18 protein-coding genes are annotated in these 16,613 nt (G+C 72.7%); 14 read left to right on the top strand and 4 right to left on the bottom strand.

What is annotated here, in order from left to right; translation table 11 throughout:
- Nucleotides 1–31: 31 nt before the first annotated feature.
- From ACH0A8_RS11035 to csrA, 13 genes are all read left to right on the top strand, one after another.
- Complete coding sequence (locus tag ACH0A8_RS11035) at nucleotides 32–334, top strand: flagellar FlbD family protein (protein WP_066654183.1); 303 nt, start codon at nucleotides 32–34, stop codon at nucleotides 332–334.
- Nucleotides 335–336: 2 nt separating this feature from the next.
- On the top strand, nucleotides 337–1,152 hold the full coding sequence (locus ACH0A8_RS11040) for a motility protein A (RefSeq protein WP_066654185.1): 816 nt from the start codon (nucleotides 337–339) through the stop codon (nucleotides 1,150–1,152).
- Nucleotides 1,153–1,154: 2 nt separating this feature from the next.
- Entirely contained in the window at nucleotides 1,155–2,087 is a 933-nt protein-coding gene (locus ACH0A8_RS11045) for a flagellar motor protein MotB (protein ID WP_406907202.1), read from the top strand.
- A 153-nt stretch (nucleotides 2,088–2,240) separates the two neighbouring features.
- Nucleotides 2,241–3,122 carry a flagellar motor switch protein FliM gene (locus ACH0A8_RS11050; RefSeq protein ID WP_251155453.1) on the top strand — a complete coding sequence of 294 codons (882 nt, stop codon included), beginning with the start codon at nucleotides 2,241–2,243 and terminating at the stop codon, nucleotides 3,120–3,122.
- A complete protein-coding gene (gene fliN / locus ACH0A8_RS11055; protein WP_066654190.1) occupies nucleotides 3,119–3,826 on the top strand; it encodes a flagellar motor switch protein FliN in 708 nt (235 codons plus the stop codon). Before ACH0A8_RS11050 ends, fliN begins: the two co-directional genes overlap by 4 nt.
- 3 nt (nucleotides 3,827–3,829) lie before the next feature.
- The gene (locus tag ACH0A8_RS11060) at nucleotides 3,830–4,450 is read left to right on the top strand and encodes a flagellar biosynthetic protein FliO (protein ID WP_406907203.1); all 621 of its coding nucleotides are present in this window, start codon (nucleotides 3,830–3,832) and stop codon (nucleotides 4,448–4,450) included.
- Nucleotides 4,447–5,271 (top strand): flagellar type III secretion system pore protein FliP, encoded by an 825-nt coding sequence (fliP, locus tag ACH0A8_RS11065; RefSeq protein WP_251160246.1) that lies wholly within the window; start codon nucleotides 4,447–4,449, stop codon nucleotides 5,269–5,271. Before ACH0A8_RS11060 ends, fliP begins: the two co-directional genes overlap by 4 nt.
- Complete coding sequence (locus ACH0A8_RS11070) at nucleotides 5,271–5,543, top strand: flagellar biosynthetic protein FliQ (RefSeq protein WP_066654192.1); 273 nt, start codon at nucleotides 5,271–5,273, stop codon at nucleotides 5,541–5,543. The genes fliP and ACH0A8_RS11070 overlap by 1 nt, the downstream gene beginning before the upstream one ends.
- 2 nt (nucleotides 5,544–5,545) lie before the next feature.
- Entirely contained in the window at nucleotides 5,546–6,322 is a 777-nt protein-coding gene (locus ACH0A8_RS11075) for a flagellar biosynthetic protein FliR (protein WP_251155454.1), read from the top strand.
- A 6-nt stretch (nucleotides 6,323–6,328) separates the two neighbouring features.
- Nucleotides 6,329–7,519 (top strand): flagellar biosynthesis protein FlhB, encoded by a 1,191-nt coding sequence (locus ACH0A8_RS11080; RefSeq protein ID WP_066654196.1) that lies wholly within the window; start codon nucleotides 6,329–6,331, stop codon nucleotides 7,517–7,519.
- A complete protein-coding gene (locus ACH0A8_RS11085; protein WP_066654198.1) occupies nucleotides 7,516–9,570 on the top strand; it encodes a flagellar biosynthesis protein FlhA in 2,055 nt (684 codons plus the stop codon). The genes ACH0A8_RS11080 and ACH0A8_RS11085 overlap by 4 nt, the downstream gene beginning before the upstream one ends.
- Nucleotides 9,545–10,519, top strand: coding sequence for a hypothetical protein (locus tag ACH0A8_RS11090; protein WP_251160245.1), 975 nt, complete (start codon nucleotides 9,545–9,547; stop codon nucleotides 10,517–10,519). Before ACH0A8_RS11085 ends, ACH0A8_RS11090 begins: the two co-directional genes overlap by 26 nt.
- Nucleotides 10,520–10,523: 4 nt before the next feature.
- Entirely contained in the window at nucleotides 10,524–10,799 is a 276-nt protein-coding gene (gene csrA, locus ACH0A8_RS11095; protein ID WP_066654202.1) for a carbon storage regulator CsrA, read from the top strand.
- A gap of 114 nt (nucleotides 10,800–10,913) precedes the next feature.
- Here csrA and ACH0A8_RS11100 read toward each other — a convergent pair whose 3' ends face one another.
- The 3 genes from ACH0A8_RS11100 to ACH0A8_RS11110 form a co-directional block, all read right to left on the bottom strand.
- The gene (locus ACH0A8_RS11100) at nucleotides 10,914–11,477 is read right to left on the bottom strand and encodes a hypothetical protein (protein ID WP_066654204.1); all 564 of its coding nucleotides are present in this window, start codon (nucleotides 11,475–11,477) and stop codon (nucleotides 10,914–10,916) included.
- Entirely contained in the window at nucleotides 11,474–12,052 is a 579-nt protein-coding gene (locus tag ACH0A8_RS11105) for a DNA-binding protein (RefSeq protein ID WP_251160244.1), read from the bottom strand. The genes ACH0A8_RS11100 and ACH0A8_RS11105 overlap by 4 nt, the downstream gene beginning before the upstream one ends.
- Nucleotides 12,053–12,136: 84 nt before the next feature.
- Nucleotides 12,137–14,236, bottom strand: a complete 2,100-nt coding sequence (locus tag ACH0A8_RS11110; RefSeq protein ID WP_400338078.1) for an acyl-CoA dehydrogenase — start codon at nucleotides 14,234–14,236, stop codon at nucleotides 12,137–12,139.
- Between the two features lie 209 nt (nucleotides 14,237–14,445).
- On the opposite strand from ACH0A8_RS11110, the gene ACH0A8_RS11115 reads away from it, so the two are divergent.
- On the top strand, nucleotides 14,446–15,909 hold the full coding sequence (locus tag ACH0A8_RS11115; RefSeq protein WP_209682692.1) for a peptide MFS transporter: 1,464 nt from the start codon (nucleotides 14,446–14,448) through the stop codon (nucleotides 15,907–15,909).
- Nucleotides 15,910–16,091: 182 nt separating this feature from the next.
- Here ACH0A8_RS11115 and ACH0A8_RS11120 read toward each other — a convergent pair whose 3' ends face one another.
- A complete protein-coding gene (locus tag ACH0A8_RS11120) occupies nucleotides 16,092–16,406 on the bottom strand; it encodes a hypothetical protein (RefSeq protein ID WP_406907204.1) in 315 nt (104 codons plus the stop codon).
- Nucleotides 16,407–16,613: the final 207 nt, after the last annotated feature.

The raw sequence follows: 16,613 nt of genomic DNA on the forward strand, positions 1-16,613 counted from the left end.
GCGGCGGGACGATCGAGAACCAGGACGGGCCATGATCGTCGTCACACGACTCAACGGCAGCGCATTCGCTGTCAACCCCGACCTCGTGGAGCGCATCCAGGAGACGCCGGACACGACGCTCATCATGGTCGACGGCGCCAAGTACATCGTGCGCGAGTCCATGGCCGACGTCATCGGCCTCGTCGCCGCCTACCGCGCGCGGATCGTCGGCATGGCCTACGGCACCGACACCGCGGTGGACGCGACCGGACCGCAGCCGGTCCTCGCGCCCGTCGCGCCGCTCGTCACCAACGGACGACGCGACGCCGTCCGGAGCCAGGACGGGGGGCGCTGACCGTGGACATCGCAACGATCGTCGGCATCCTGCTCGCCTTCGGCGCCCTGTTCGGGATGGCGCAGATGGAGCACGTCGAGATGGCGGGACTCTTCCTGCCCGCGCCGATGCTCCTCGTCTTCGTCGCCACCATCGGCTGCGGCGTCGCGAGCACCACCATGAAGGACGCCCTCGCCGCGTTCAAGACCGTCCCGAAGGCGTTCACCGGCAAGGTCACCCCACCGCAGACGGTCATCGACGACGTGGTCGGGTTGGCCGAGACGGCCCGCGCCAACGGCCTGCTCGCGCTCGAGCAGGAGGCCGACAAGCACGACGACCCGTTCATGAAGAAGGCCCTGCAGAACATCGCGGACGGCACCGACGGCGACGAGCTCCGGATCCTGCTCGAGGACGAGATCGAGTCGAACGCCGCACCGATGCGGAGCGCCAGTGCGTTCTTCATGGGCCTGGGCGGCTTCGCCCCGACCGTCGGCATCATCGGCACCGTGGTGTCCCTGACCCACGTGCTGGCGAACCTCGGCAAGCCCGACGAGCTCGGCCCGCTCATCGCGAGCGCGTTCGTCGCGACGCTCTGGGGCCTGCTCACCGCGAACTTCCTCTGGCTGCCCTTCGGCGGCAAGCTCCGGAAGCTCGCGCAGCTCGAGGCCGACCGGCAGACCCTGCTGATGGAGGGCCTGCTCGCCGTGCAGGCCGGCAGCCAACCCCGACTGCTCGGTGAGCGCCTCACCGCGATGGTCCCGCCCGCAGCGCGCGGTGCCGGCGGCAAGGACGGGAAGACCGCGAAGGCCACCGCCGACGACCAGCAGCTGGCGGCCTGACCGTGAGCGCGAACCCCCGCGGGCGCGGGCGCGGCCGGAAGAAGGGCGGCCACGACGAGGCCGAGCACCCGGACGAGCGCTGGATGGCGTCGTACATGGACATGATCACGGTGCTCATGTGCATGTTCCTCGTGCTCTTCGCCATGTCGTCGGTCGACCAGGAGAAGTACATCGCGCTGAAGAACTCGCTCGCGACGGGGTTCGGCGAGGTGAAGTCCGGCAAGGTCGACACCGCCTCGGGCACGATCGTGTCGAAGTCCCAGGTGACGAAGGACGGCAAGGGGTACGCGACGGACGAGTCCGACGCCGACCACTCGACCGCCGCGTCCGGCGCCGACGACACGAACGTCGACCCGGCGTCGACGGCGGTGCCGCCGGTCGCGTCGAAGGCCGACCTGGCGGCGGCCCAGCGGGAGCTCGACGACCTCAAGGCGATCGAGGCGGCCATCCAGGGCAACCTCGAGCAGGCGGGGGAGTCGTCGAAGGTGCAGTTCGCCGTCGACGACCGCGGCCTGACGGTCCGGCTCGTCGGGAGCGAGACCTACTTCGCGACGAACAGCGCCGACCTGTCCGACCAGGCCCGCCGCATCATGGACGCGATCGCGCCGGTCCTGAAGACCAGCGGACACGACGTCAGCGTCGAGGGCCACGCCGACCAGCGGAACTCGACCGCCCCGTACGCGACGAACTGGGAGCTCAGCGCCGCACGCGCGACCGGGGTGCTCCGCGACCTGGTCGAACGGGGCGGGATGCCGGCGGACCACGTGCAGAGCGTCGGCTTCGGGTCGAGCCGCCCGCTCGCGAAGGGCGCGAGCGACGCGGACAACACCCTCAACCGCCGGGTCGACATCGTCGTGCTCTCGAACCAGGACCAGGACGTCAGCGAGCTGATGCCCGCCCTCGCCACGGCGCAGGACGGAGCGCGACAGGGGTAGACCCCGGCGGGCAGGGCCCGCACCACAGCGCGGACCGGACCGCAGGACGAGCGCCGACGAGCGGCCACGGGTCGCCCCGACGCCGGGTCCGCCGCCGCCCCAGAACGGGGCACAGCGCTGACGCCTGCCCGTCGCCGGTCGACAGACGCACCCGTGACCGAGACCCTGCCCGCGCCCGAGGTGTACGACTTCGCGCGCCCGTCGACGCTCGCCCGCGAGCACGCACGGGTGCTCGAGCTCGCCTTCGAGACGTTCGCGCGGCAGTGGGGGACGCAGCTCACCGCGAAGGTGCGTGCCGTCAGCCAGGTGACCTGCGAGCAGGTCTCGATGACGACGTACGACGAGTACGCCGCGTCGCTGCCCGCCCTCACCGGCATGGTGCTGCTGCCGATCGCCGACACCGCGCCGAAGGGCGTGCTGCAGGTCCCGCTCGACGCGGCCCTGACGTGGGTGTCGCACGCGCTCGGCGCGTCGAAGCCGCTGCCGACACCGGAGCGCACCTTCACGCCGATCGAGCAGGCGCTGGTGCGGAAGATCGTCGAGGACGCCCTCGACGACCTCCGCTACTCGTTCGGCGGGCTCCTCGCGCACGAGGTCACCACCGGTGGCTTCCAGTTCAACAGCCAGTTCGCCCAGGCCGCGCAGAAGGGCGACCTGATGATCGTCGCCGCGTTCTCGATCCGGGTCGGCGACCGCGTCGCCCCCGGCACGCTCGCCCTGCCGGCGGAGGCCGTGCTGCCGCAACTCGGCGAGGACACCACGAGCGTCTCGGCCGCCGACGCCCGCGCCCTGCTCGACGCCCAGCTCGCGAACGTCCCGGTCGGCGTCAGCCTGCACTTCGCGCCCGCCGCCGTGCTGCCCACGCAGGTGCTCCGGCTGGCCGTCGGCGACGTCCTGCCGCTGCCGCACCCGCAGCACCGCCCCCTGACCATCGCGGTCGACGGCGAACCCGTCGGCACCGCCGCCGTCGGCGCCAACGGCTCGCGCCTGGCCGGCATCGTCGTCACCACCACCGATCCGGAGCAGCACGCATGAGCGCCACCACCACCCTCCACGCCACCGCGGCCGAGTCGCTCGCGGCGCAGCTCCCGACGGCGGCACCCCTGACCGCCGTGCCCCTGCCGGGAGGCGCGACCCCGGTCGTCCTCGAGGCCGCCGTCGACGGTGTGGTCGCGTCCTTCGTCGGCGGACTCTCCGCGGACCTCGCGCTGGTCCTCACCGACCTCGGCGCGGTCGTCGCCGCGGGCGGCGCCGACGCCGGCCTGGTCGACGTCACCGACGTGCTCCGCCCGTCGCTCGAGGCCGCTGCCTCCGTGCTCGGCGTCGGTGTGCTCGGTGACGCCCGTCGCGAGTCGGCAGCCTCGCTGTTCGCCGACCCGGAGACGGTCGTCTTCGAGCTCACCGCGGGCGGGGTCCCCGGCGGCTGGTTCGCGCTGCGCGTCCGTGAGAACGGCACGGTCTCGGCACCGCTCGCCGCCGGCGCCGTCCCCGCCGGGAACCTCGGTCGCATCAACAACGTCGAGATGACGCTGACCGTCGAGATCGGTCGGACCCGGATGTCGGTGCGCGACGTGCTCGGCATGGAGCCGGGCGCCGTGGTCGAGCTCGACCGCAGCGCCGGAGCACCCGCTGACGTGCTGCTCAACGGCCGGTTGATCGCCCACGGCGAGGTCGTCGTCGTCGACCAGGACTACGCCGTCCGCATCACCAGGATCCTCGACGTCGCCGAAGCGGTCTGACCCGTGGACACCCTCTGGATGGCGCTCCGGGTCGCCGTGTCGCTCAGCGTCGTGCTCGCGCTGATGTGGGTGCTGCACCGCCGTGCGACGAAGGGCGGTCTCGGAGCCGCGGTGAAGGCCCGGAGCCGCCGTTCCGCCGCGGTCGAGGTCGTCGGTCGCCAGGGCATCGGCGGCAAGGCGAGCGTCGTCGTCGTCGACGTCGAGGGGGAGCGTCTCGTGCTCGGTGTGTCCGAGCAGAGCGTCTCGCTGCTCCGGAGTGGTGCGACCCCCGCGCCGGAGCTCACCGTCGTCGCCGGGCCGGTCGCACTGCCGACCGCCCCGCGCGCCGTCGTGTCAGCACCCGAGTCCGCCGAGCCGACCTCCGCCGAGCCGACCTCCGCCGGGCCGACCACGGTGGCGGCCCCGTCCGCCGACGCGTTCCGTGCGGAACTCGAGCGACAGGACCACGCCGCCACGGGCCTCCCGGCCGACGCCGCGCCCGTGCTCCCGATGCGTCCACGCGGTCCCGCGCGTCGTCCGTCCCGGACCGTCGTGCCGACCGCGCAGCAGCTCCAGGGCTCCGTGCTCTCCGCGGACACGTGGCGGCAGGCCGCCGCCGCGCTCCGAGGCCGGCGGGCCGGGTGACGGCCGCGCTCCGGACCGGCCGCACCGCCACCCTCGTCGTCCTGGGACTGGCGACGGTCGCCGGTCTCGTCCTCCTGACCACCACCGGCGCGCACGCCGTCGGCGTCACCGGGCCGACCGCGCCGGCGGCCCCGACCCCACCCGCGAGCGGTGACTTCAGCGTCAGCGTGAACGGGCCCGACGGCGCGCCGTCCTCGGCGATCGTCACGCTCCTCGGCATCACGCTGCTCAGCGTCGCACCGGCCCTGCTGCTCATGATGACGTCGTTCACGAAGATCTTCGTGGTGCTCGCCATGACCCGGAACGCCCTCGGGCTGCAGGGGATCCCGCCGAACCAGGTCATCGCCGGGCTCGCGCTCTTCCTGTCCCTGTTCGTGATGGCCCCGGTGCTCGGGCACATCAACGACGACGCCCTGCAGCCCTACCTCGCCGGCCACATCGACTTCGCGAAGGCGGTCGAGGTGGGCACGAAGCCACTGCGGACGTTCATGCTGCACCAGACGCGCGAGGAGGACGTCGCGCTCATCACGCGCGCCGCCGGCCAGGCGAACCCGACGGACCTCGACGCCGTGCCCATGACGACCGTGATCCCGGCGTTCGTCATCTCGGAGCTGCGGAGCGCCTTCATCATCGGCTTCGTCATCTTCATCCCGTTCCTGGTCATCGACCTCGTCGTCTCCGCCGCGCTCATGTCGATGGGCATGATGATGCTGCCGCCGGTGATGATCTCGCTGCCCTTCAAGATCCTGCTGTTCGTCCTCGTCGACGGCTGGGGGCTCATCATCACGTCCCTCATCGAGAGCTACCAGGTGGTGCGCTGATGAACCAGCAGGCGGTCATCGACCTGACCCTCCAGGCACTCCTGGTGGCCGGCAAGCTCGCGGCCCCCGTGCTCGTGACCTCGCTCGTGGTCGGCTTCGCGATCTCGCTCTTCCAGTCGGTGACGCAGATCCAGGAGGTCACGCTCTCGTTCGTGCCGAAGGCGGTCGCCGTCGCGATCGCGCTCGTCGTCTGCGGCAACTGGATGATCGCCGAGATGGTGGCGTTCACCCACGTCGCGTTCGACATGATCCCGAAGCTCCTCGGGACGTAGCCGTGGACCTCGCCATCGACGCCGACCGGCTCGAAGCCACCATGCTCGCCGGGGTCCGGCTCGTCGCCTTCCTCGTGATCGCGCCGCCGTTCGCCTACAAGGCGTTCCCCGGCACGGTGAAGGTGATCCTCGGGCTCGGTCTGGCGATCGGTGTCGCACCGCGGGTCGGCCTCGGGTACACCGCGCTCGACACCGGTGGGTTCCTGCTCGCCCTGCTCACCCAGCTGGTCGTCGGGCTGGGCCTCGGCTTCCTCGTGTACCTCGTGTTCGCCGCGGTGCAGTCCGCCGGCGGGCTCATCGACCTGTTCGGCGGCTTCACCCTCGCCCAGGCGTACGACCCGCAGTCCCAGGTCAACGGCGCGCAGTTCACCCGGCTGTTCCAGATGGCGTCGCTCGCGCTGCTCTTCGCCAGCGGCGGGTACCAGCTCATCGTCGCGGGGCTCGTGCGGTCGTTCGACGCGGTGCCGCTCGTCACGGCCGACGGTTCGCCGGGCACCTTCGCCGTCGGCGGCTTCGCCTCGGTGCTCGTCGCGGCGGCCGGGCAGATGTTCCTCGCCGCACTGCAGATCGCGGGGCCGCTCGTCGTCGTCCTGTTCCTGGCCGACGTCGGCCTCGGGCTGCTCACGCGCGTCGCCCCGGCGCTCAACGCGTTCCAGATGGGCTTCCCGATCAAGATCGGGCTGACCGTCGTGTTCGCCGGTGCGCTCTTCATGGCGCTGCCGGCCGTCGTGTCGTCCCTGACCGGCGACGCCGTCGCCGCGATCACCGGGCGGGGGTGAGGCGACGTGTCCGACGGAGGGAGCGGCGAACGCTCCGAGAAGGCCACCCAGAAGCGGATGCAGGAGGTGCACCGCAAGGGGCAGCTCGGCCGCTCGCAGGACCTCGGCGCCTGGGTCGGCATCGCGACGGCCGCGCTGGTCATGCCCGCCGCGATCGGGAACGCCGCGGGTGCGGGGGAGCAGCAGCTCCACGCCGTGCAGCGCGTCATCGCGGACCCGACCGTCCCCGCGGTCCGGCAGGCACTGTCCGAGGCGCTCGGCTCCGTGGCCGGCACCGTCGGCCCGATGCTCGCCGTCGTCGCGGTCGCCGTCGCGGCGGTCTCCGTCGCGCAGGGCGGCGTGCACTTCCGGCGGATGGCCCCGCAGCCGGACCACTTCGACCCGGTCGCCGGGTTCAAGCGGGTCTTCGGCGTCCAGGCGCTCTGGAACGGCGTGAAGGCACTGCTGAAGACCGCCGTCGTCGGGCTCGTCCTGTGGTTCGCCGTGCAGTCGCTCGTCCCCGTCCTCATGACGAGCGGTTCGCTGCCGCTGTCGTCCGTGCTCGACGCGGCGGAGGAGGGCACCGGGACCCTGCTCCGTGCCGCCGTCGCCGCGGGTCTGGTGCTCGCCGCGGTCGACGTGCTCGTCGTCGTGCGCCGCAACCGCAAGCGCACGATGATGACCAAGCAGGAGGTCAAGGACGAGTCGAAGCGCACCGACGGCGACCCGCTCGTGAAGGGCCAGCGCCGGTCCCGACAGCTCGCGATGAGCCGGAACCGGATGATCGCCGCGGTCGGGGACGCCGACGTCGTCATGACCAACCCCACGCACTACGCGGTCGCGCTCCGCTACGAGCCCGGGAAGTCCGCACCCCGTGTCGTCGCGAAGGGTGCCGGGCCGGTCGCCGACGTCATCCGGTCGACCGCCGAGGAGTCGCGCGTGCCGATCGTCCGCGACGTCCCGCTCACCCGGGCGCTGCACGCGGCGTGCGAGCTCGGGCAGGAGGTCCCGGTCGACCTCTACACGCCGGTCGCCCGGGTGCTCTCGTTCGTCATGGCGCTCAAGGCCCGCGGCGCCGCCGCCGGGACGCACGCCGCGCCGACGCCGACCACGGCCGACGAGGTCGCGACCGTCCTCGACCCCACCACGCTCACCGGCGACGCCCGACCACGGCGCCTCCGCACTCGTCCGTCCACCACCGAAGGGGCACCCGCATGAACCGCAAGGACCTGCCCAAGCTCGCCGTCCCGGTCTTCATCGTCGGCATCGTCCTGCTGCTGATCCTGCCGGTGCCGTCGTTCCTGCTCGACGTGCTCATCATCCTGAACATCCTGCTGGCGCTGGTGATCCTGCTCACGACGCTGTTCGTGAAGAAGCCGCTCGACTTCTCGGTGTTCCCGTCGCTGCTCCTCGTCGCGACGCTGTTCCGCCTCGGCCTCAACGTCGCCTCGACGCGACTGGTGCTCGGCGAGGGCTTCGCGGGCGACGTCATCCAGGCCTTCGGGCACGTCGCGGTGTCCGGCTCGATCATCATCGGCGCCGTCGTCTTCCTCATCCTCGTCGTCATCCAGTTCGTCGTCGTGACGAAGGGTGCCGAGCGCGTCGCCGAGGTCGGCGCCCGCTTCACCCTCGACGCGATGCCCGGCAAGCAGATGGCGATCGACGCCGACCTGAACGCCGGACTCATCACCGATGCCGAGGCGAAGGAACGCCGTGCGGCGGTCTCCGCCGAGGCCGACTTCTACGGGGCGATGGACGGCGCGTCGAAGTTCGTCAAGGGCGACGCGATCGCCGGCATCCTGATCCTCGTCATCAACATGCTCGGTGGCGTCGCGATCGGCATGCTGCAGAACGGGCTCTCCGTCACCGACGCGCTGTCGAAGTACGGCATCCTGACCATCGGCGACGGCCTGGTCTCGCAGATCCCCGCACTGCTCATGGCCGTGTCGACCGGCATGATCGTGACCCGGTCGGGTGCGGAGACCGAGATCGGCGCGTCGGCGACGACGCAGCTGACGCAGTCGCGGAACGCGCTGGTGATCGCCGGGGTCGCTGCGATCGCGATGGGGTTCATCCCCGGCATGCCCATCGTGCCGTTCCTGCTCATCGGCGCCGGGCTGCTGTTCGCCGGCTGGCGGCTCTCGCGGCAGGCGGCGCAGCAGGCGGCAGCGGCCGAGCAGCAGCAGGCACTCGAGGCCGCGGCCCCCTCGGCGGACAGCCCCGAGGACCTGCTCGAGCAGATGCGTGTCCACGCCCTCGAGATCCTGCTCGCACCGGACCTGGTCGACATGGTGTCCGGGTCGTCCGACGACCTGCTCGGTCGCGTGCGCGCGCTCCGTCGGAAGATCGCCGTCGACATGGGCATCGTCGTGCCGCCCGTCCGCACCCGGGACAGCATCGAGCTGCCCCCGTCGACCTACGCGATCCGCATCGCCGGGGTCGAGGCCGGTCGCGGGACCGCCCCGTCCCGCAGCGTGCTCGCACTCGGCGACCAGCTCGACGGGCTCCCGGGCACCACGACGGTCGAGCCGGTGTTCGGTCTGGCCGGCAAGTGGGTCCCCGCCGAGCTCCGGCACGCGGCCGAGATGACCGGCGCGACCGTCATCGACCGGGTCTCCGTGCTCGTCACGCACCTGCAGGCCGTGATCGGCGACAACGCGGCCCGGCTGCTCACCCGCGAGGACGTCAAGGTGCTCACCGAGGGTGTCAAGCAGGTGAACCCCGCGGCGGTCGAGGAGCTCGTGCCCGGCATGCTGTCCCTGGCCGAGGTGCAGCGCGTGCTCCAGGGCCTGCTCGCCGAGCGCGTGCCGATAAACGACCTCGGCCGCATCTGCGAGGCGCTGACGCTCCGCGCGAAGGTGTCGACCGACCCCGAGGGCCTGGTCGAGGCCGCCCGCGCAGCCCTCGGCCCAGCCCTGCCCGCCCGCCACGCCGAGGCCGGCACGCTCCGCGTCATCATGATCGACCCGCTGCTCGAGCAGTCGATGCTCGAGGGGCTCCGCCCGTCCGAGCAGGGCACCCAGATCGTGCTCGACGCCCACCGCATCGAGCAGGTCCTCGGGTCCCTGCGCGACGCCGTGCGCAGCGTCGAGGAGCAGGGCCTGTCCGCCGTGCTCGTCTGCGCCCCGCAGCTCCGACCGGCCGTGCACCGCATGGTGTCCGCGCAGGCGAACGGCCTGCCCGTGCTGTCCTACCAGGAGGCCACCGCCGCGGGCTCCACCATCGAGACCGTGGGAGTGGTCCGTGCCGCCGACCCGATCGCTGCGTAGCGGCCCGACGCTCGAGGCGGTCCGCGACGCCCTCCGCACCGAGTTCGGTGCGGGCGCCCGGATCGTCTCGGCCGAACGCGTGTCCACGCCCGGGATCGGTGGGCTCTTCCGCCGCACGCACGTCGAGGCCGTCGTCGAGGTGCCGGACCCGCTCGACCCGCCGACCGCCCGGGTGGCGATCGCCGACGGCCCGGCCACCCGCATCGGGATCGCCGCGCTCCTCGCCGACGCCGAGGCCGCCGAGGCCCGCATCGCCGCCGGCGACGGCACCGCGTCGACGCGGGCGGATGCGTTCGCCTCGGTGCTCGACGGCTTCGCGGCCGACGGGATCGCCGCGGGCGCCCCGCGCCCGGGCCGCCCCGGGACGGACGTGGGTCGGGTCGACCCGGCCGTGCCGCGCCTCCAGGACGGCCCGTCGCCGGCCGTACCGGGCACGGACGAGGACCACGGTCGGCCGGGAGGCCCCCTGCCGGTCGTGGGACCGGCTCCCGTCGTCCCGCTGGTCACTGCGGTGTCCGCCCCGGCGTCCGTCCGTCCGGTGCTGCCGGTCCCGGCCGTGCGGTCGGCCGACGGCGACCTCGTGCTGCTCGTCGGGCGTGCCACCGACGTCGACGCGGCGGCGGGGGTGTTCGCCGGACGGTACGCACTGCGCCCGACCGACGCGGCCGACCGTCGGGCGGGGATCCTCGCGCGCGCCGAGGGCGTGCGGAACGGCCATGCGCTGCTGGGCGTCTCCGCGTGGGACGACGCGGCGACGATCGAGGGACTCGCCGCCGACCAGGTGTGGGTCGTGGTCGACGTCGGTCGGAAGACCGAGGACGCCCGGGCCGTCGTGGCCGCGGTCGCCGGGCGGGTACCCGTCGCGGGTGTGGTGGCCATCGGTGCGGGGGAGACCGCCACGCCGGAGTCCGTCCACCAGCTGGGCCTGCCGGTGGTGTCGCTAGGCTGACGGGGTGCTGGTACTCACGCGGAAGGTCGGCGAGCGGATCCTCGTCGGTGACGACGTCGTCATCACGGTCCTCGACAGCCGCGGCGACGGCGTCCGGATCGGCATCGACGCACCGCGCGGGGTCAAGATCCAGCGCGAGGAGGTCGTGCGCGCCGTGATCGAGGCGAACGCGGAGGCGGCTGCGGCGGCCGCTGCGTCCGGTGCCGAGGGCGCCGACGACGCCGAGGCGCGACTGCGCGCTGCGCTCGGCGACCGGGGACGGGCGTCGGACCAGGGCTGAGTGCCGCGGTGGCGTCCGGTCGGGCGGTGTCCGCCCGCTCGTGCGCACGCTCGTGCGGCTCTGTGGCTGTGCGTCTGTGCGGCGGTGCGTCTGTGCGGCCGTGTGGCTGTGCGGTCAGCCCGGCAGGCCGATCGCGGTCCAGGCGGCGAGTCCGGCCCAGCACGTGCTCGTGAGCGTCCCGACGATGAACCGCTCTCGCGCCTCGGCGGAGTCGAGCTCCGAGAAGCGACCGAGGCCCTTCACCGCGACGACCGCCGCGACGATCTCGAGCCGGCCCACCAGCACCGCGCCGATCACCGCGAACCGTTCGAGGAACCCGATCGCCGCCCCGCCCCGGAGCACCTCCGGGCGTCGACGCTCGACGGCGGGTTCGTCGGCGCGCGAGACCAGGATGCCGCCGTGCCGACCCCGCTCGACGCCCTCGCGCATGGCGAAGCCGAGCACGGTCCCCGTGACGGCACTCCCGGCGAGGACGCCGACGGCGACGACCGCGGTGGTGCCGAGCACGCGGAGCGCGGTCGTCGGTGCGGCGGGTGCCAGGTCGAGGAGCTCGGCGGCGAGGACGACCGCGACGACCACGACCGCCGGCACCGCGCGGGCGAGTGGCGGGACGCGGTGCACGGCGCTGAGCGCGGCCACCGCGAGCAGCACGACCGCACCGACCAGCCAGACCGTCATGCCGGGGTGTCCGCTTCGGTGAGGAGCCGCGCGAGTGCCGCGTGCACGGCGTCGTCGGAGCGCAGGTCGGCCGCGAGCCAGCGCTTCGCCACCGCCTGCCGGGTCACGCCGAGCAGCTCGGCGGCCTCGGTGCGCGAGTGGCCGGCGCGGAGGAGGTCCGCGAGCTCCCAGCCCTCCCGCGACCGGCGGCGACGGGCCCGGACGGTCTGGGCGACGAGGGGCTCGACGTCCGCGGTACCGAGCCGGCGACCCGGGGCGACCTCGAGGGCGAGGTGCTCGGGGACGTCCTTCGCGCGGTCGACCGCGGCGCGTGCCTGCACGAAGGCGTCGCCGCGCGCGGCCCGGGTCGAGCTCGGCACCGGTTCCTCGACGTCACCGATGCCGATGCCGATGCTCCAGCCGTCCGTCCGGGCGAGGGCGAACACCACGTCGAGCAGGGTCTCCGCGTCGTCGAGCAGGAACTGGAACTCGTCGCCGGCGGTCCGCTCCGGTGGGAGCACCACGTGCCCCTCGGACGCGGTCCGGACGACGTCGATGGCCTGCTCGACCCGGTCGTCGTCCGAACGACTGCCCACCTGGTCCACCGTCACCGCGTACATCGCACCTCCGCTGTCAACCCTACAAGGTTGATTCTCCCGATATCAACCCTGCAGGGTTGATCACGGACGCGGCTTCTTCTCCTGCTCCGGCAGCCGTCCCGCAGCGGCCTCGGCGGCGAACCACGCTGCCGCCTCCTCCTGCCGCGCGCGCTCCTCGCCCAGGGCGATCGGCGCGCGGACGAGCTCGGGGTCGTAGCCGAACGACTCGACGAGCTGCGGGACCACCGGGCGGAGCCGGGCCACGAGCCGGTCGACGTACGCCGACACCGCCCGGGCACGCTGCGCCGACAGGCGTCCGTGCACCAGGTGCCAGTCGAGGTGCTGCTCGACGAGCCCGAGGGCGAAGAGGTCGCGGAGCCAGACGAGCACGCGGCGGGTGTCACCGGGCGCCACGGCCTCGATGGCATCGGTGAACGCGTCCCACTGCATGAGCTCGGCGTGCGCCTTCGCGGCCTCGATGAGCTCGTGCTGCGAGCGGTTGAGGAGCTTCGCGGCCCGCGCCCGGTCCTTGCCGGCCGAGGCGAGACGCACCCCGATCTCGGACACCATCGTGTCGACACGACCGGCCAGCAGCGCGCGCTGGGTGCGCGGGTCCTGCAGGTCCGTGACGCTCGCCGCGAGCGATCCCCGGTCGACGACCGTCTGCCCGAGTCGACGGATGCCGGACGCGTCGGCCAGCTTCGTCGCTGCCTGCGCAGCGACGAACCGGGCGGTCGAGGCGGCGTCGCGCGGCGCCTTCGCGCGGAAGTCGGTGAGCAGGCGCTTGCCCACGAGCTGCAGCAGGATCGTGTTGTCACCCTCGAAGGTGACGTAGACGTCGAGGTCCGCGCGGAGGCTCGTCAGCCGGTTCTCGGCGAGGAACCCGGCGCCGCCGCACGCCTCGCGGCACTCCTGCAGCGTGTCGAGCGCCGACCAGGTGGACATCGCCTTGAAGGCCGCCGCCTGCGTCTCGAGGTCCTCGCGGCGCTGCGGGGTGTCCTCGCGCCCGCTGAAGACGTCGTCGAAGGTCTGCAGCAGCTTCTCGTGCGCGAACGACTGGGCGAAGACCGTCGCGAGCCGGGGGATCAGTCGGCGCTGGTGACGGCCGTAGTCGAGCAGCACGCCCTCGTCGCCGCCGCCCGTCGGGAACTGCCGGCGTTCGGCGGCGTAGGTCAGCGCGATCTGCAGGCCGACCTTCTGCGCGACCACGGCGGCGCCGTCGAGCGAGACCCGGCCCTGCACGAGGGTGCCGAGCATGGTGAAGAACCGTCGGCCCGGCGACGCGATGGGGGAGGTGTACGTGCCGTCCTCGGCCACGTCGCCGTACCGGTTGAGCAGGTTCGTGCGGGGCACCCGGACGTGGTCGAACCAGAGGCGCCCGTTGTCGATGCCGTTCAGGCCGCCCTTGACGCCGTCGTCCTCGCCACCCACGCCGGGCAGGAACGCACCGTCGCCGTCGCGCAGCGGCACGTAGAACGCGTGCACACCGTGGTCGACGCCCTGCGTCACGAGCTTCGCGAACACCACGGCCGCCCGCCCGTGCAGCGCCGCGTTGCCGATGTAGTCCTTCCAGGCGCCCCGGAACGGCGTGTGCACGACGAACTCCTGCGTGTCCGGGTCGTAGGTCGCCGTCGTCGCGATGCTCTGCACGTCCGAGCCGTGCCCGGTCTCGGTCATCGCGAAGCAGCCGGGCACGTCGAAGCGGATGATCCCCGGCAGGAACTCGCGGTGGTTGCGCTCGGTGCCGAGGTGGTGCACCGCGGAGCCGAACAGGCCCCACTGCACGCCGGCCTTGATCTGCAGGGACGGGTCCGCCGTCGTGAGCTCCTCGAACGCCGCGAGGTTCCCGCCGTGGTTCTCCTGGCCGCCGAACTCGGTCGGGTACGGACGCTGGATCGCACCGGCGTCGACGAGCACCCGGAGCTGCTCGAGGACGCGGGCCCGGTGCTCCGCGATCGGCTGCCCCTCGATCTTGTGCAGCCCGGGGTCGCGGGACAGGCGCCGTGAGATGCGCCGGTCCTCGGCCCAGCGGCCGAGCAGGAGCTCCCCGAGCAGCGTGGTGTCGATGCGGACGTCGGTGTCCGTCCCGCCCGTCGGCGTGCCGGCCGCCGGGTCGCCCGTGGCGTCGGCGTTCGGGGCCTCGGTCGTCGAGGTGGGGCGTGCGGGGGCGGTGTCGACCATGGGGGAGCCTTCCTGAACTGCTCTGTCCGTGTTGCGCTCCACACGTTAGGCACCTCGGCCGAGTGTTGCTCGAACGCCGTGCGGGCGCACAACGGCAGACCGCGGGGCCGGACACGGGTGGTGGGAATCCTCCAAGGCCCGCCCGCGGAAGTTTGTACGCGCCCCGCTCCGATTCGGACGAGCGGGGTGCCCGGGGGCACAGTGGACGGATGTCTCGCACCACCCCACCCAGCGCTCCGGCGCAGCAACGCACCTTCTTCGGGCAGCCCTTCGAGCTGTCCACGCCCTTCGCGGTGGAGCTCTGGGAGCGGTTCTCGTTCTACGGCATGCAGGGCATCGTCCTGATCTACATGTACTACACCGTCACGCGCGGCGGCCTCGGCATCGACGAGGGCATCGCCAACGGGATCATGGGCGCGTACGGCGGCGCCGTCTACCTGTTCACGATCATCGGCGCCTGGGTGGCGGACCGGCTCATCGGCGCCGACCGCACCCTCTTCACCAGCGCGGTCGTCGTCATGCTCGGCCACATCGGGCTCGCGCTGATCCCGGGGGTCGCGGGCGTCGGGGTCGGCCTCGTGCTCATCGCCCTCGGCTCCGGCGGGCTCAAGGCCACCGCCACGACGATCGTCGGCGGGCTGTACAGCCGCGACGACCCTCGTCGCGACGCCGGGTTCTCGCTCTACTACCTCGGGGTGAACCTCGGGGCGTTCTTCGGTCCGCTGCTGACCGGGCTGCTGCAGTCCTCGCTCGGGTTCCACTACGGCTTCGGACTCGCCGCGGTCGGCATGGCCGCCGGGCTCGTGCAGTACGGCATCCGCCGACGGAAGCTCCCCGACTCGGTCCGGCACGTCACCAACCCGGTCGAGCGTCGCCGCCTGCCGCTCGTCGCCGTGCTCGTCGTCGTCGCGCTCGCGGTCGTCGTGGTCTCGGTGCTCACCGGACTGCTCACGGTGACGAACCTGCCGACGGTCGTCGTCGTGATCGTCATCGTGGCCACCATCGCGTACTTCGTGGTGATCCTGACCAGCGGGATCACCGCCGAGGAGCGGTCCCGGGTGTTCGCCTTCATCCCGCTCTTCATCGCGAGCGCCGTCTTCTGGTCGCTCTACCAGCAGCAGTTCACGGTCGTGACCCAGTACTCGGACCAGCGCCTCGACCGATCGCTCGGCGACTGGGTGATGCCCGTGTCGTGGGTCCAGTCGATCAACCCCGTGTTCATCATCGTGCTGTCCGGTGTCGCCGCCGCGATCTGGACGAAGCTCGGTGACCGCCAGCCCTCCACCCCGACGAAGTTCGCGCTCGGCACCGGGATCATGGGCATCGCGTTCCTGCTCTTCCTGCCGTTCTCGGGCACGGGCGAGAACGGCACACCGCTGATCGCGCTCGTGGGCATCCTGCTCGTCTTCACGATCGCCGAGCTCCTGCTCTCCCCGGTCGGGCAGTCCGTCGCGACGAAGCTCGCGCCGCCGAAGTTCCAGACCCAGATGGTCGCGCTCTTCTTCCTCTCGGTGTCCCTCGGCACGGCGGCCACCGGGGTGCTCTCGCAGTACTACTCGCCGACGAACGAGGTCCCGTACTTCACCGTCCTCGGCCTGGTCGCCGTGGCGGTCGGGGTCGTGCTGCTCGTCTGCGCGAAGCCCGTCCTGCGCCTCATGCGCGGCATCCGCTAGCCCCGAGCCGCATCCGGTAACCTGGACGCGGCCACGACGGCCACCGCCACACCGGCCCCGCAACCCAAGGAGTCATCAATGCTCGAACTCATCGCAGGCGTCATCATCGGCATCGGCGTGCTCGGTGGCGTGGGCATGTGCATGGCCGTCGCCGCCATGCTGAAGAGCGGCAACGAGGAGTACTAGACCCCGTCCGCGGTGTCCGGCGTGACCGGCACCAACTGACGACCCAGGACGGTCGCGCGCTCGAACGGGCCGCGGCCGTCCTTCGTGTACGCGGGCTCGTCGAAGGCGATGGTCCAGGTGCGCTGCGTCCCACCGAGCTGCACCCCTCCCGGAGCGACGATCACCCCGATCGGCTCGCCCTCCCACTGCTCGCCCCCGCGCTCGAGGTCGACCACCTGCACGAGGGCTCCGATGCCGATGCCGAGGCCGCCGGGGTCGCCCGGGCGCGCTCCGTCGTCGGGGCGGGGGCTGCGAGCGCGACGTCCGAACACCCGCCCACCGTACCGCGCCCCGCACGGCGATCCACGGACGCCGGTCCCGCACTCCGCCCCCGCCTTCTGCCCTCCGCCCTCCGCTCGAGCGGGCAGGACACGCCGCCCGCAGGCCGCCGAGCGGGCGGTACCTGTCGGCCGTCGGCCCCGACCGAGGCAGATCCCGCCCGCTCGCGCCCGCTCGCGCCCGCTCGCACAGGCCGGCGG

Source organism: Curtobacterium sp. 179-B 9B NHS, assembly GCF_045370965.1.
In the GTDB taxonomy this organism is placed as follows: domain Bacteria; phylum Actinomycetota; class Actinomycetes; order Actinomycetales; family Microbacteriaceae; genus Curtobacterium.

Excerpts from the sequence above, each read along its gene's own strand:
- ACH0A8_RS11035 (WP_066654183.1), top strand. The coding sequence starts at position 32 with ATGATCGTCGTCACACGACTCAACGGCAGCGCATTCGCTGTCAACCCC.
- fliN (WP_066654190.1), top strand. The coding sequence starts at position 3,119 with ATGAGCGCCACCACCACCCTCCACGCCACCGCGGCCGAGTCGCTCGCG.
- ACH0A8_RS11070 (WP_066654192.1), top strand. The coding sequence starts at position 5,271 with ATGAACCAGCAGGCGGTCATCGACCTGACCCTCCAGGCACTCCTGGTG.
- ACH0A8_RS11085 (WP_066654198.1), top strand. The coding sequence starts at position 7,516 with ATGAACCGCAAGGACCTGCCCAAGCTCGCCGTCCCGGTCTTCATCGTC.
- ACH0A8_RS11100 (WP_066654204.1), bottom strand. The coding sequence starts at position 11,477 with ATGACGGTCTGGCTGGTCGGTGCGGTCGTGCTGCTCGCGGTGGCCGCG.
- ACH0A8_RS11110 (WP_400338078.1), bottom strand. The coding sequence starts at position 14,236 with ATGGTCGACACCGCCCCCGCACGCCCCACCTCGACGACCGAGGCCCCG.
- ACH0A8_RS11115 (WP_209682692.1), top strand. The coding sequence starts at position 14,446 with ATGTCTCGCACCACCCCACCCAGCGCTCCGGCGCAGCAACGCACCTTC.